Annotated in this window: 15 protein-coding genes; 11 read left to right on the top strand and 4 right to left on the bottom strand. The window is 58.0% G+C overall.

Translation table 11 applies throughout. The features are described 5' to 3' along the window. The first annotated feature begins 4 nt into the window (after positions 1-4). From CU103_RS09800 to CU103_RS09770, 7 genes are all read left to right on the top strand, one after another. The gene (locus tag CU103_RS09800) at positions 5-433 is read left to right on the top strand and encodes a GNAT family N-acetyltransferase (protein WP_106663938.1); all 429 of its coding nucleotides are present in this window, start codon (positions 5-7) and stop codon (positions 431-433) included. 207 nt (positions 434-640) lie between these two features. Beyond that, on the top strand, positions 641-1,648 hold the full coding sequence (gene lhpH / locus CU103_RS09795; RefSeq protein WP_106663704.1) for a trans-3-hydroxy-L-proline dehydratase: 1,008 nt from the start codon (positions 641-643) through the stop codon (positions 1,646-1,648). 2 nt (positions 1,649-1,650) lie between these two features. Continuing rightward, positions 1,651-2,559 (top strand): bifunctional Delta(1)-pyrroline-2-carboxylate/Delta(1)-piperideine-2-carboxylate reductase, encoded by a 909-nt coding sequence (gene lhpI, locus CU103_RS09790; RefSeq protein WP_106663703.1) that lies wholly within the window; start codon positions 1,651-1,653, stop codon positions 2,557-2,559. Positions 2,560-2,658: 99 nt separating this feature from the next. After that, positions 2,659-3,480 (top strand): transporter substrate-binding domain-containing protein, encoded by an 822-nt coding sequence (locus CU103_RS09785; RefSeq protein WP_106663702.1) that lies wholly within the window; start codon positions 2,659-2,661, stop codon positions 3,478-3,480. Positions 3,481-3,572: 92 nt separating this feature from the next. After that, positions 3,573-4,235 carry an amino acid ABC transporter permease gene (locus tag CU103_RS09780; RefSeq protein WP_106663701.1) on the top strand — a complete coding sequence of 221 codons (663 nt, stop codon included), beginning with the start codon at positions 3,573-3,575 and terminating at the stop codon, positions 4,233-4,235. Positions 4,236-4,244: 9 nt separating this feature from the next. After that, the gene (locus tag CU103_RS09775) at positions 4,245-4,898 is read left to right on the top strand and encodes an amino acid ABC transporter permease (RefSeq protein ID WP_106663700.1); all 654 of its coding nucleotides are present in this window, start codon (positions 4,245-4,247) and stop codon (positions 4,896-4,898) included. Continuing rightward, positions 4,895-5,617, top strand: coding sequence for an amino acid ABC transporter ATP-binding protein (locus tag CU103_RS09770; RefSeq protein WP_106663699.1), 723 nt, complete (start codon positions 4,895-4,897; stop codon positions 5,615-5,617). Before CU103_RS09775 ends, CU103_RS09770 begins: the two co-directional genes overlap by 4 nt. Positions 5,618-6,177: 560 nt before the next feature. On the opposite strand, the gene CU103_RS09760 is transcribed toward CU103_RS09770, so the two are convergent. Then, positions 6,178-6,927: an SDR family oxidoreductase gene (locus CU103_RS09760; protein WP_106663697.1), complete on the bottom strand. Its 750-nt coding sequence runs from the start codon at positions 6,925-6,927 to the stop codon at positions 6,178-6,180. Between the two features lie 91 nt (positions 6,928-7,018). Continuing rightward, positions 7,019-7,957, bottom strand: a complete 939-nt coding sequence (locus tag CU103_RS09755) for an alpha/beta hydrolase family protein (protein ID WP_106663696.1) — start codon at positions 7,955-7,957, stop codon at positions 7,019-7,021. Positions 7,958-8,129: 172 nt separating this feature from the next. On the opposite strand from CU103_RS09755, the gene CU103_RS09750 reads away from it, so the two are divergent. The 4 genes from CU103_RS09750 to CU103_RS09735 all read left to right on the top strand — a co-directional run bounded on the left by CU103_RS09750 (position 8,130) and on the right by CU103_RS09735 (position 10,882). Beyond that, a complete protein-coding gene (locus CU103_RS09750; RefSeq protein WP_245448713.1) occupies positions 8,130-8,687 on the top strand; it encodes a TetR/AcrR family transcriptional regulator in 558 nt (185 codons plus the stop codon). 515 nt (positions 8,688-9,202) lie between these two features. Further along, the gene (locus CU103_RS09745) at positions 9,203-9,454 is read left to right on the top strand and encodes an MFS transporter (RefSeq protein WP_106663694.1); all 252 of its coding nucleotides are present in this window, start codon (positions 9,203-9,205) and stop codon (positions 9,452-9,454) included. Between the two features lie 24 nt (positions 9,455-9,478). Continuing rightward, on the top strand, positions 9,479-10,423 hold the full coding sequence (locus tag CU103_RS09740) for a pirin family protein (RefSeq protein WP_106663693.1): 945 nt from the start codon (positions 9,479-9,481) through the stop codon (positions 10,421-10,423). A 60-nt stretch (positions 10,424-10,483) separates the two neighbouring features. Beyond that, positions 10,484-10,882 carry a RidA family protein gene (locus tag CU103_RS09735; protein WP_106663692.1) on the top strand — a complete coding sequence of 133 codons (399 nt, stop codon included), beginning with the start codon at positions 10,484-10,486 and terminating at the stop codon, positions 10,880-10,882. 16 nt (positions 10,883-10,898) lie between these two features. Here CU103_RS09735 and CU103_RS09730 read toward each other — a convergent pair whose 3' ends face one another. Together CU103_RS09730 and CU103_RS09725 are read right to left on the bottom strand one after the other, a co-directional pair. Then, the gene (locus tag CU103_RS09730; RefSeq protein ID WP_106663691.1) at positions 10,899-11,864 is read right to left on the bottom strand and encodes a zinc-binding dehydrogenase; all 966 of its coding nucleotides are present in this window, start codon (positions 11,862-11,864) and stop codon (positions 10,899-10,901) included. Positions 11,865-11,971: 107 nt separating this feature from the next. Beyond that, positions 11,972-12,739: an alpha/beta fold hydrolase gene (locus tag CU103_RS09725; RefSeq protein ID WP_106663690.1), complete on the bottom strand. Its 768-nt coding sequence runs from the start codon at positions 12,737-12,739 to the stop codon at positions 11,972-11,974. Positions 12,740-12,859: the final 120 nt, after the last annotated feature.

Here is a 12,859-nt window from a genome sequence, read left to right as displayed (position 1 = left end):
CGACATGACACTTGACAAAAACAGACTGGAACTGCGGCGAGATCTGACGCCAGTGCAGGTGGATCAACTGGTGGACCTCTTTCAACAGGAGTGGTGGACCAAAGGCCGGCAAAAAGCGGATGTGGAAAAGCTGATGAGGAATGCCGGGCCGATTTTTGCCTTCATAGATCCGCTAAACGAGGAACTCGTCGCATTTGCGCGGGCGATGACTGACGGTGCCTACAAGGCGATGATTTTCGACATCATCGTCAAAGATATATGGCGCAACACCGGGCTCGGTCGACTTTTGATGGCGACCGTCATGACGGATCCACTCCTCTCGCAAGTGAAGCATCGCGAACTCTATTGCCTCGAGGACATGGTGCCCTTTTACGAAAAATGGGGCTTCACTGCCGATCTACCGGGCCTCTTCTTCATGCGTCAGTCGACTTGAGTTGAAGCGATCTGGCCCAATAAATGCCGCTGGAAAGCCGTTTCTGAACCACCCCGCGTTAGCCTGCAGAGTTTGCCTCTTCCAGCCATCCAGGTGAGAGCCCGGCAGGAATGAAAGAAACCATCTTGACACTTATAGTAGATCGTATACGATATCTTAAATAGTGAAATGACGGTCGGAAGCTGGCCGTTAGAGAGAGGAAACAACATGAAATTCGATCGGTTCCTGGCCACAGTCGAGCTGCACACTTGCGGGGAAACATTTCGCCTTGTCACCCAGGGACTGCCCAAAATTCCCGGTAAGACGATCGTCGAACGCATCGCCTGGCTCGAACAGAATGCCGATCACTATCGTCGCGCAGTGCTGCTGGAACCGCGTGGTCACAAGGATCTTTACGGTGGATATCTGACCGAACCGGTCAGTCCCGAGGCCGACTTCGGGGTGATCTTTCTCAACAATATGGGTTATAGCCCGCATTGCGGTCACGGCGTGATTGCGTTGGCCACCGCCGCAGTAGAGCTTGGCTGGATTGAGCGGAAGGCGCCGGAGACGAAGGTCGGCATCGATGCACCCTGCGGCTTTATCGAGGCCTATGTCCAATGGGATGGTAAACGCGTCGGCTCGGTCCGGTTTATTAACGTACCGTCGTTCATTTTCAGCCGCGACGTTACCATTTCGACGCCGAGCTTCGGTGAAGTGACGGGCGATGTCGCCTACGGCGGCGCCACGTATTTCTACGTTGATGGAAGAAAGTTCGGCGTTGAGATCCGTGAGGCAGACGCCGAGCGCGTCATGCAGCTTGGATACGAAATCAAAACCGCTGTTAACGCCAAGATGCCGTTTGTGCACCCGGAGATCCCAGAGTTCAATAATGTCTATGGTGTGATGGTCTACGGTGATCCCCGTCACGAGGGGTCCACACAGGCCAACTGCTGTGTCTATGCTGACCGCGCGGTTGATCGCTCGCCCACGGGATCTGGCACAGCTGGTCGTGTTGCGCAGCTCTACCTTCGTGGTGAGATGGCCGCTTCTGACACGCTCGTCAATGAATCGATCATCGGAACAATCTTCAAGGGGCGCGTGCTTTCCGAGACCAAGGTCGGGGAATTTAATGCGGTTATCCCGGAAGTGGAAGGCAGCGCGCACATTTGTGGCTTCGCAAACTGGGTGATTGATGAAGCCGATCCACTCAAGTTTGGTTTTCTGGTGAACTAAAGATGATCCAGCGCTTCGATGCTCCTTCGACGGAAAAACTGCTTCCCTTCGATTTGCTTGTCGGGGAGCTGGAGAGAGCGGTGGCCGAATACACCGCCGGCACAATCACCAGTCCGGAACGGTTGGTTACTCCTCTAGCGGCGGGCGGCATCATGCTCTCCATGCCCGCCAGCGCTCAGGACATCGCGATCCATAAATTGGTCAGCGTATGTCCTTCGAATTTCTCCTGCAATCTTCCGACAATCAATGGAGAAGTTGTGGCCTATGACGCCGTCACCGGGATCTCCCTGTTTGCCCTCGACGGTCCGACAGTAACAGGTCGGCGAACAGCGGCGGTGACTCTGTCGGCCATCAACCGACTTCGCAAAGCACCGCCGAAGACAATTGCGATCATTGGCACAGGCAAGCAGGCTTCAACGCATGCGCATGCGCTCTCATCCTACTATCCTGATTTAGACCTCGTCGTCGCCGGAATTTCCCAGCATGAAGAGGAACAGTTTTGTGCCAGGCATTCTTCCTGCTCCGCCAAGCCATTTGTGGACGGTGACTGGTCACGCATTGACGTTGTGATCACGCTGACCACGAGCAAGACACCGGTTTATGTGCAAGCGGCGGTGCAGGACCGGCTTATTGTGGGGGTAGGGACCTTTACGCCGGACGCAGCCGAAGTGGGAAGACAGACGGTATTAGCAAGTACCATTGTCGTCGACGATCCTGCCGGCGCACGCCATGAAGCTGGCGACCTTATTTTGGCCGGCGCCGATTGGTCTGCTGTGATTTCCCTCGGCGACGTGCTCAAGAGCCCGGCGAATATTGCAGGACCAGTGTTTTTCAAGAGCGTTGGCTGCGCTGCCTGGGATCTTGCCGCTTGCCGCATAGCACGCGCGATGATTGCGGGCGACAGGATATAGCCGCATCGATTGACTCCGAAGGACCATCGTATACGATATCCAAATATCAGCGTATACGATAGCCGATATGCGAAAATTCAATAAAGAGAGGAACTGGAAATGAATAGAATTATTCCGCTTATGGCTCTTGCAGCCGCAACGATTTGCGGGACCGGTGCCCATGCTGACCAGCTTGACGACATCATCGGTGCCGGCAAGCTTCGCTGCGCCGTGGAGCTCGATTTCCCCCCGAACGGCTCGCGTGATGCGAACAACAATCCGATCGGTTTCGACGTGGATTACTGCAACGACCTCGGCAAGGCGCTTGGCGTCGAAGTCGAGATCGTAGACACACCCGAGAACGATCGTATCCCGGCCGTTCTGTCGGGCCGAGCCGATGTGGCCGTTGCAGTCGCGTCCGATACGTTGGAACGCGCCAAGACCGTGGGATTCTCAATCCCCTATTTCGTATTCAAGACGATCGTATTGGCGCGCGAAGAGTCAGGCATCAAAGGGCCGGACGATATCAAGGGGCACCCGGTCGGAGGTCCGGCCGGCGCATACGAAACGCTTGCACTCGCCGAACAGGTCAAAGCGGCGAATGATCCAAACTGGCAGTTGCTGACGTTCCAGAGCCAGTCCGACACCTTCCTGGCGCTGGGCCAAAAGCGCCTTGATGCGACTTACACCACCTCCACCATTGCTTCGGCAATCATCGAGTCTGGCAAGTATCCGGGCCTGAAGGTGGTCGGCGATGCTCCGGTCGATGCCGACTATTGCGCCCTGATCGTCAAGCGCCAGGAGCAGGGGTTGCTTAACTACGTCAACCTGTTCCTGAACCGCCAGGTTCGCTCCGGTCGCTACGCGGAACTCTACAAGAAGTGGATTGGCGACGACGCCGGTGCGGCACCAGACCTCACCGTTCCCGGCGTCTATCGATAACCGCTTTACCTCGCCCAAAAGGGGCGCCCGATCGCAACCGATCAGGCGCCAATGGGGATCGCTCGCGGGCGCTACAGAGAATGAGGTATCAAATGGATTATCATTTCCAGTGGAGGCCGGTCCTGCGCTCGCTTCCTGACATGCTATGGGGCGCTCTGGTCACGATTGAGATCGCCGGCCTGGCCATGTTGCTTGGAACAGTTCTTGCCATTTTCCTGGCGCTTGGCAAACGATCAGGGAAAAAGTACCTGTCTTGGCCGGCCGACGTCTGGATTGAGACGGCAAGAAACACGCCGGCCTTGTTCCAAATCTATATGCTTTACTTCGGCCTGGGATCGCTCGGGCTGCAGGTTGGTTCCTATGCTGCACTCCTGTTCGGGATCACCTTCAACAATGCGGGCTACCTTGCAGAAACGTTCCGCGGCGGGTTCTTGGCCGTTCCGGAAACACAGACGAGAGCCGCGCGTTCGCTCGGAATGGGTACCGTGCAAACCATGTGGCATATTGTGATCCCGCAGATGTTGCGGGCGGTTTTCCATGCCATGACCAACCAGATGGTATGGTCCATCCTCATGAGCTCCTTGGGCATCATCGTTGGCTTGACCACCGACCTCACGGGCGTGACCCAGAAGCTCAATGTCGTGACCTATAGAACCTTCGAGTATTTCTTCGTCGCGGCTTGCCTCTACTACATCATTTCAAAGGCCTTCACGTTGTCAGCGCGCATCGTGGCATGGCGCTTGTTCCGGTATTAGGAGGTCGCGATGTATTTTGGTGGATCATTTACTTGGGGCGACTTCCAGTTCCTGCTTTACGGAGCAGCGACCACGATCGCGATTACCCTCGTCTCCGTTCTGATCGGGACATGTCTCGGCGTAGTGTTTGGCCTAATCAGGTCAGGTTCTCCCTGGTGGATCAGTAACGCTCTTGGTGCCGTCCTCGACGTATTCCGGTCTGTTCCGCTCCTCATTCAGCTCGTGCTATTCAATTCGTTCAACAGCATCCTCAAGCTGAATTGGCCAACATTTGCCGTCGGCTGCCTATGTTTGGGTATCTACGCATCGGCATTCTGTACCGAAATTGTCAGAAGCGGCGTTGGCGCCGTCCCTCTGACGACACGCCGAGCGGCAAGATCTCTCGGCCTCAGCTGGTTGCAGGAACTCACGTCGATCACGCTACCGATTGCCACAAGGGTCGTCTTTCCGAGCTGGATCGGTCTAACTCTCGGTGTGATGAAAGACACAGCACTCGTCCTATGGATTGGTATCGTTGAACTCCTGCGCAGTTCGCAGATCGTGACATCCCGTGTTCAGGAGCCCTTGCTGATTTTGTGCATCACCGGGCTGATCTACTTCTTCATGAGCTTCCCAATTGCCAGGCTCGGAAATCAACTTGAGAAAAAGTGGGGCATGCAATGATTGCAATCGAGAACGTACATAAGCAATTCGGTGCGCTGCATGTGCTGAACGGCGTGGATTTGACGGTCCAGAAGGGTGAAGTCCTGTCGATGATCGGCGGATCGGGATCTGGTAAGTCGACGATGCTGATGTGCATCAATGGCCTGGAGGGAATTCAGCAAGGTCGCATAACCGTCGACGGGGTGGAGGTGCATTCAAAGAACACGGATCTTAACAAGCTGCGCCGCCGTATCGGAATCGTCTTTCAGCAGTGGAACGCCTTTCCGCACCTGACGGTGCTGGAGAACGTCACACTTGCCCTGAGAAAGGTCCTCCGAAAGTCCAAAGAAGAGGCCGAAGCAATCGCTGTCGAACAGCTATCTCACGTTGGATTAAGGGAAAAGCTCTCGGTGTTCCCATCGCGCCTTTCAGGCGGCCAGCAGCAACGAATGGCCATAGCGAGAGCTCTGGCGATGTCTCCGGACTATATGCTGTTTGATGAGGTTACATCGGCACTCGATCCGCAACTGGTAGGCGAAGTCCTGGACACGCTTCGTATGCTGTCGAAAGAAGGGATGACCATGATCGTGGTTACCCATGAGATGAGGTTCGCACGCGAAGTTTCGGATCGGATCGCCTTCTTTTACAAGGGCCAGATCCACGAGATCGGAAAACCTGATCAAATCTTTGACAATCCGACTAAACAGGAGACCGCAAGTTTTGTGCGATCAGTGTTGTAGCCGGAAGGGAATCTCTTTCAGGACTTGCGAGCTTCGTCACCTCTTCAAATGTGACACAGCTGGGTAATGAGTTTGTCTTAGGTCCTAGCATCAACGAAAGGAAAAGCTCGATGTCTCTTCCGGTTTCAGTTGATGCTGTAAACTTAAATGACCAGAATCGCGATATCAGCTAGATCATTTTTTTTGCCAGAAGGCAGTTCGGAGTATGGAAGCCCGGACGGCGAAGGTGGCTGTGCGGGCAAATTTGATTGCATCAACCAAAGCGAGTGTGATTGGGCACCTTCATTGCGAACATCTGACCGGACTTGATATGGCAGTCGCCAACGGATTACTAGCTAAGCCGCATATATGGGATCCGCTTCTTGAACTTCTCTGGGAACGCGGCGCACGGCACGAGCGCGAATACGTTGAAAGTCTAATAGCCAATGGCTTCATCTCAGGGTCTCTTGGGAGCGAGTGAAATTGGGATGACGGAGCGCATCGGCTCATTCGACTCTTCCGAGCGGGACGGCCGGATCTCATCGAACGATCCGGCCGGTGAAGGGGGCAGAAGTAAGCCGTTATGCGACCTGTGCGGCAAGCGTTACGGCATCCGCGCCGGCCGGGATGCGAAACGGCGAAGAGGCATCGCTCACTGCCTGCCAGACCGCTTTTGCCACGTCGCTCGCAGTGGTGATTTCGGCCGGCTGCGGTGGCGTTGCGGAGAACACCTGTTTCGCCCAGCCGGCATAGGCTTCGGGTATGCCGTTCTGCGAGCGGTCGCGGGCGGTCGCGCTAAAGGAGGTTTCCGGCGCTCGACCGGGGACGATCAGCCGAACGCGCACCCCAAACGGCTCCACCTCCAACGCCATGTTTTCGCTGAATGCTTCTACGGCCGCCTTGCTGGCCGTATAGGCGGACAACATCGGCAACGGCTTGAGCGTCACGGCGGACGACACATTGACGATCACGCCCGTCCCTTGCGCACGGAAGCCGGGCATTACCGCTTGCGACATCGCCATGGTGCCGAACGTGTTCAGCTCGAAAAGCTGGCGTGTCGCGTCGATCGACACGCCTTCCAGCGCACCCATCAGACCGGCACCGGCATTGTTGACGAGGGCGTCGATCGGCCCTGCTTCGTCCAGAGCACGAGTGATGTTGGCAGCGTCGGTCACATCGAGTGCAACGACGCGCAGCCGTTCGGATGCGGGCAACAGATCCCCACGAGGCGTGCGCATCGTGGCAATGACAGTCCAGTCGCGATCGAGGAAATAGCGGGCAGTCTCAAGCCCGAAGCCGGACGAGCTGCCGGTGATGAGGATCGTGTTCATGTGAAACTCCTGTTTGTGGTGATGGTGTAGCGCAACCGTGGAAGGGCTGGACGCGCGTTACGAGGGAGCCGTAAAAGGCGCGTCCGGCGGCCTACTTCGTCTCGACGCTGCCTTCCGGCGCAGCATCGGCTGCCTGCGTCGCGACCGTATCCGAAAATGCGGGATCGCCGGGATAGAGCGCGCTGCGGAGGAAGGAGGTTGAAAGGCGCTGGATCGCGGCGACCCGCTGGGGCCGTTCGTCTGTCGTCTCGCGCGCCTCGTAACCAGGGATGCCGCCAAGAGCATGCTCGCCGCCAAAGGCTGTAAACAATGCCTTGGGTGAGGGGCTCAAATCGTAGGCATCACGCCACCATTCGGCGCCACGTGTCGAAAGCCTGCCCACATCACGGTCGCCGACGATGATCAGGGTCGGCGCCGTCATGGTCGAGAAATCTGGATACATGAATGGGTAGGTACGGGCTGCATATTCGGTCAGGTCATTGCCTCGACCTGGCGCCGCCAGCAGCACGCCCGCCTTCACGCGGTTGTCCTTCCTATTGACCACCGATCCGTCGTCGGGATCGGGATGGGTGGCGCCAAGCAAGGTACTGGTGGTCTGCGCGCCCCACGAATGGCCAGCAACCGCGATGCGCGAGTGATCGAGCCGCCCCCGGATCATCAATGCTTCGTTCTCGATGCGATCGAGCCCGTCGAGAACGGCGGCAAGGTCTTGCTCACGAAAGCGCCAGAATTGGGGGCGGCGAGGATCGTCCGGGGCAAGGCCGAGCATCCGCGAATCCAGGTGTGTTGGCTGGATCAAGGCGAAGCCATGTGCTGCCCAATAATCGGCGAGGGGGCCATAGGCGTGAAATGACTGGCCATTGCCGTGCGAGAAGATGATGACGGGCAGCGCGTCGCCTGCGATCGGTAAGGAAACCCGAACGTGCAGGTCAACGCCTCGTCCCGGGGACGGCAATGTAATGGGAGAGATGGAAAGAATAGCGGGTAAGCCGGCGGTGTGCGCGCGGGTTTCAGCGAACGAGCTGGACATAGGACTGCGAACCTCCGAACTGGCAAACGGATCAATGATCCGTTATACTATAAATACGGATCATTGATCCGTATAGCAAGAAGGATCGCGGAAAATGTTGTCGACCAAATTCCGGAATGCAGTCGAGGCCGCGTCACCGGCTCTTGGCGATGCCGAAGCACCCGCACCGCGAATGCGTGCCGATGCTCGCAGGAACGAGGAAGCAGTTTTGGAAGCCGCCAAGATCGTGTTCGCCCGTTCGGGGGTGGATGCGCCCATCCGGGAGATCGCGACGCAAGCGGGCGTTGGGCTGGGTACGCTCTACCGCCGTTTCCCGACGCGTGCCGACCTGGTGGCCGCGGTGTTCCGCCGCGAGGTTGATGCCTGCGCCGATGCGGCAGCGCCGCTTGCCGCTGAGCGCGGGCCAGCCGATGCGCTGGCAGCTTGGCTGAAGGGCTACACGCGCTTCTTGGCCACCAAGCAGGGGTTGGCCGCCGCGCTCCATTCCGGCGATCCGGCATTCGCCACCTTGCCGGACTATTTCCGAAGCCGATTTGAACCGGCTCTGTCGATGCTGCTGAATGCTGCTGCCGGTGCGGGAGAAGTCCGAGCTGACGTTGCGCCCTACGATCTGCTGCGCGCGATCGGAAACCTTGCCGTGGCCTCGGGGGAGGACGGGCCGGCGCACACCGAACGAATGCTCATGCTGCTGCTGGATGGCCTGCGTTATGGTGCGGCGAAGGCAAAATAGCCGCGACTGCCAAGAAGACGCTCGATAGGGCCGATACCAGAACTCCATCGCTTCTCGGGGGAAAACGACTCTCGCCGATGGAAGCTTTCGGTGCTCCCCTTCCCAAAAGAAGCCTTACTGGTTTCCACCCCATTGCCGTCTTTGTAAGGATCGCCGAACCGCCGACGGCATTTTCACGCCTAATCGATGAACAATCGAGGCGAGAAAGTAACTCCGCCAAAATCGAGGGTGTACGTCGAATGCTCCCAAGATCGACTTGCGGAACTTGCCGTTCCCCTAAGCGCGACACAGTTTCGCCTGAACGGGCGCTACCGCACCATAAATATAAATGGCAGTGTCCTTTCAAGCACTGTCGTAGGCGGTTTGTGCCTACCAATCAAACTAACCTCATCGGCAACAAAAGATGTTTTCATGACCTTTCATAGTGGCTTTAGCTCGCTTCTTCGCTCCGAGGACCCGGTGGTCATTCTGATCGATCACCAGCGCTGCCAGCTTGGGTTGATGCCTGCCAAAAGATGTGGTCACCGACTTCGCCGCCGGCCTGTGGCGCTTCCAATCAGCGCGACGCTGCAATCCGCTGGGACGTCTGGGATGACGTGGCCGATCCTGGCCGGGTCCTGGGAGGCTTTGTCGTCGATCGCTGGATCGAGCACCAGTACGGGCACGCACCTGTCACAAACACACGCGCGCTGGATCGGGGACTGCTGGATGCCTTCAATATCGGTGACCAACCGCCAATCGTCCGCCACCTGCGGCGGCCTCTATGACCAGTTTGAGCGAAGGAACTTGACATGAGCTGGAACCCCACGCAGAACCCTGAATGCCCCGAAACTGGCAGCCTCGACGCAATCGAGACCCTCATTATTCCGCGCACCCGCGATCTCGGTGGGTTCGAAGTGCGCCGTGCATTACCCGCCCCGAAACGGCAGATGGTTGGCCCCTTCATCTTCTTCGATCAGGTGGGACCGGCGGAGTTCCTGACTGGCGGTGGCATCGACGTACGTCCGCATCCGCATATCGGGCTGGCGACCGTGACCTATCTTTATGAGGGCGCATTTCACCATCGCGACAGCACCGGCGCCGACCAAATGGTCTACCCCGGTGAGGTGAACTGGATGATCGCCGGTAATGGCGTCACTCATTCCGAACGCACCAGCGAGGAGATGCGCAGCCGTCCCCGCACCGCTTTTGGAATCCAGACCTGGGTCGCGCTGCCAAATCACGCAGAAGACACTGCGGCCAGTTTCGAACATCACGGTCGCGAGGCGCTGCCGTTCATCGAGGATGAAGGCAAGCAGGTCCGGCTGATCATCGGCTCGGCCTGGGGCGCGCGGGCCCCGGTCAAGACCTTCACTGAGACCTTCTATGCCGATGTCATTCTGTCCGCCGACGCAAAGCTGCCGCTGCCCGACGATCACGAAGATCGCGGCGTCTATGTCGTCGAGGGCAGCATCCTGGTCGCCGGAACTCCGTTTGCTGCTGGCCAGATGATGGTGTTCCGTCCCGGCGATCGGATCAGCCTGACAGCAGGTGAGGCAGGCGCGCGCCTTATGGTGCTCGGCGGCGAGACAATGAATGGACCGCGCTATATTTCGTGGAACTTCGTCGCCTCGTCGCAGGAGAAGATCGATGCCGCGAAAGAGGCCTGGCGCAAGGGTGACTGGGAGCATGGTCGCTTTCGTCTACCGCCCGGCGACGAGGCCGAGTTCATCCCGCTGCCCGAACAGCTGAAGTGATCGAATGTGATACCAGATTGGCTAACATACCCATCGACAACAATTAAGAGAGAACGAGAAGTGACAAAACCCCAAGCCATCTTTCCTGTGAATAGGCATGCTCTTTACGAAGAACATCGCTACTCGGCAGCGATCCAATCAGGCGATCTTCTTTTCGTTTCGGGGCAAGTCGGCAGCCGTGGCGATGGAACACCCGAACCTGATTTCGAACGCCAGGTTCAACTGGCCTTCGACAACCTGAAGGCTGCACTCGATGCCGCAGGCTGCACGTTCGACGATCTCGTGGATGTCACGACGTTCCACACGGACCCGGAGAGCCAGTTCGCAACGATCATGGAAGTCAGGCAGAGGATTTTCACCAAGCCGCCTTATCCCAACTGGACTGCCGTCGGAGTAAACTGGCTGGCCGGGTTCGATTTCGAGATCAAGGTGATCGCACGCATACCGGAGAGCAATTAAGTCCCGAGACTTTTCCTCATCCGCCCACTGTAAGGACGGCCTTTCCCGCGAACTTTCTTTTCAGAAGTTCGCGGGCTGTCGCATCGATGTCGGCCCAAGGTGCAGTCTTTCCGATGACCGGACGGAGACTTCCATCGGACAGCCGCCGCGCAAGATCGGCAAGAATGGCCGACCCATCGGCCGCGCGCTCCGGCCGGGTCAGCTCCTCGAGGAGGAAGAAGCCGTAGAGAACCGTACCGCCATATGCTCCGCCGGATTGAAGACGGAAGCGACGGGCGTCAAAGGTCGTGAGTGTATCTTCCGAAGCATCCCCGAAAAGAACGCAGACACCGCGCGATGCCAGCCACATCAGCGCCTCGCCCAGAAGCGAGCCTCCGACACCCTCCAGAATCAGGTCGTACGGCCCACCCTTCTCGCCGGCCTCAACGCCGACCGCGATATCGTTCGCGCCAAGGCTGCGCAGGAATTCCGCGGTCGAACCATCTCGCGCGAAGGCCGTCACGTGGGCGCCTGCAGCCGCTGCGAGCTGGATCGCATAAATGCCGACACCACCCGTGGCCGCCGTGACGAGAACACGGCTTCCTGGACCGATCGCCTTCTTCTGCAGCGCTACGGCTGCGGTCAGACCTGCGACAGGGAGGGTCGAGGCCGCTTCAAAGCTTACGTCGTCGGGAATTTTGGCAAGTCGGCTCGTCGGCACGGCGACACGTTCCGCCCAGCCACCAGTCCATACCAGGCCCACCACGCGATCACCCGGGTGGAAACCCGATCCTTCCGGGGCCGTCTGTACCACGCCGGACAAATCCCATCCGGGTCGATCGCCATCGGTACCTTCATAGAGTGCACCGCGAACTTCGCCGTTGTTCAGCGAGAACGCGCGAACCGCGACGATTGCCTCGTCCGGCGCGGCCCCAGGTTCTGTATGTTCGGCAAGGACGAGGTGAGTTTCTGCACCTGTCTTCGAAACTGTAACAGCTTTCAATGTGACACTCCCCGATTCAGTATTCGATCAGATTTTGGACCTGGTTGCGTATCGTGCCGCGGGTGGAAACACGCGCAACGGTGGTCGGATATCGGCCGAAAGCAGGATTATTTCGCAGCCTCTTCGATCAGATCTGTCACAACCTTCGGATGCGAGACCATCACGACATGCGATGCCCCCTCGACCACGACCGTCCGCTTGGAGCCTGCACGCTCTGCCATGAAGTCAAGTGCCTTGGCCGGGATGTTTTTGTCGCTGTCGCCATAGACGAAGTAGGACGGCAGCGTTTTCCAGGCCGGTTCGCCGGACTTGTCCGTCAGGGCCGCTTCAGTGATTGGCCGCTGGCCGACAGCCATTAGTGCCGAGGCCTCTGGCGGAACGTCGTGCGCGAACTGGTCGCGGAACTTGGTCTGGTCGATATAGAGATCAACGCCGCCGTCAGTGAGCTTAACGGGGGCTGCAAGCGCCTCCCCAAGCGTGCCGCCGGGGAACTTGCCCGCCAGATCGGATGCAGATTCGCCAGAATCCGGTGCGAAGGCAGCCACATAGACGAGTGACTTGACGTTGTCGTGCCCATTCGCAGCGTTAGAGATAATCTGGCCTCCGTAAGAATGACCAACGAGCACCACTGGGCCCTCGATGCTTCCGACGACGTCGGAGACGAGACGTGCATCATTTGAGACACTCCGCAACGGATTGGCGACAGCGGCCGTCTTATAGCCGTCCTTTTGGAGGTTGATGATGACGCCATTCCAGCTCGACGAGTCAGCAAACGCACCATGAACGAGGACGATAGTGGGCTTGACCGGTTGAGCGATAGCGGCACCGGACAGAAGGGCGGTCGCAATAGCAACCGTTGCAGCAAGCTTGAGCATGATCACTTCCTACTCATATCTGTTTTTGTGAATTCCCGGACGGAGAATCCGAAGCGCGGACGAAGCCTGGCGTCGGAGGCGGTCCGGCTCTCGTTTAGTGGACATCTGCGGACAGATAAG

The organism is Phyllobacterium sophorae, from assembly GCF_003010965.1.
GTDB lineage: Bacteria > Pseudomonadota > Alphaproteobacteria > Rhizobiales > Rhizobiaceae > Phyllobacterium > Phyllobacterium sophorae.
Note: the sequence above shows the minus strand (reverse complement) of the source record. Positions and strands in the feature narration are given on the sequence as shown.